This is a genomic window from Azospirillum sp. B506 (assembly GCF_000333595.1).
GTDB lineage: Bacteria > Pseudomonadota > Alphaproteobacteria > Azospirillales > Azospirillaceae > Azospirillum.
In genome coordinates, this window is sequence record NZ_BADK01000203.1 from 1 (window position 1) to 1183 (window position 1183).

The window sequence follows — 1183 nt, forward strand, 5'->3', positions numbered from 1 at the left end:
TCGCCCATCTGGCCTACGCCCGGCCCCATCAGATCGCGCGGTCCGGCGTTCAGAAGCCGAGTTGGCGACGCTGGTGGCGGCACGGCCTGATGTGGCCGATGCGATCAACCAGCGGCTGTCCGTCTTCCGCGGCTACCAGGGGGAGATCGACAGCTGGAGCCACCTGCATGCGCTGATCGGCTGCCAGAACTGGCGCGTCGCCTATTTCAAGGTGGCGGCCGACGACATCAACTATCGCCGCTTCTTCAACATCAACGAGTTGGCCGGCCTGCGGATGGACGAGCCGGAGCTGTTCGACGTTGCCCACCGCATGGTGCTGGGGATGGTGGCGGACGGCACGCTCGACGGCATCCGCATCGACCATATCGACGGGTTGATCGACCCCAAGGGCTATTGCGAGCGGCTGGTCGCGGCGTCTTCCAAGCCATTCTATCTGGTGGTGGAGAAGATTCTGGCCCGGCATGAGCGGCTGCGCGAGGACTGGCCGATCGACGGAACCACCGGCTACGAATATGCCAACCTGATGGGCGGCCTGTTCGTCGATCCCAAGGCGGAGGAGGCCTTCACCCGCCTCTACGCTGCCTTCATCGGACGGCGCGACGATTTCGAGGAGGTGGTGCGGCAGTGCAAGATCCGCATCATGGAAAGCGAGATGGCGAGCGAGCTGAATGTGCTGTCGCGCAAGGCGGCGCGCATCGCCCGCTCCAACCCGGCAACCGCCGACTTCACCGCCAACATCCTGCATCAGGCGCTGAAGGAGACCATCGCCCGCTTCCCCGTTTACCGCACCTATGTCGACGGCGGCGTGCCGAGCGACCTCGACCGCCGCGACATCGACTGGGCGATCTCCCAGGCGCGGCGGGCGGAACAGGGGCCGGACGGCTCGGTCTATGATTTCCTGCAGCGGTTGCTGACCACCGATTTGGTGGCCGCACCCAAGAGCGGCTACAGCCGCCGGCAGGTCACCCGCTTCGCCATGCGCTTTCAGCAGTACAGCGGGCCGGTGATGGCGAAGGGCCTGGAGGACACCGCCTTCTACCGCTACAACCGTCTGGTGGCGTTGAACGAGGTCGGCGGCCATCCCGACCATTTCGGTGTCAGCATCGCCGCCTTCCAACGCGCCAATCAAGAACGTGCCCGCAACTGGCCGGGCAACATGCTGGCCAGCACCACCCACGAAACC

General features: G+C 65.4%; 1 pseudogene. It reads left to right on the plus strand.

Annotated features, from left to right (window positions below):
* Positions 1-61 precede the first annotated feature (61 nt).
* A pseudogene (locus tag I71_RS06910) lies at positions 62-1183 on the plus strand (malto-oligosyltrehalose synthase); the annotation flags it as partial.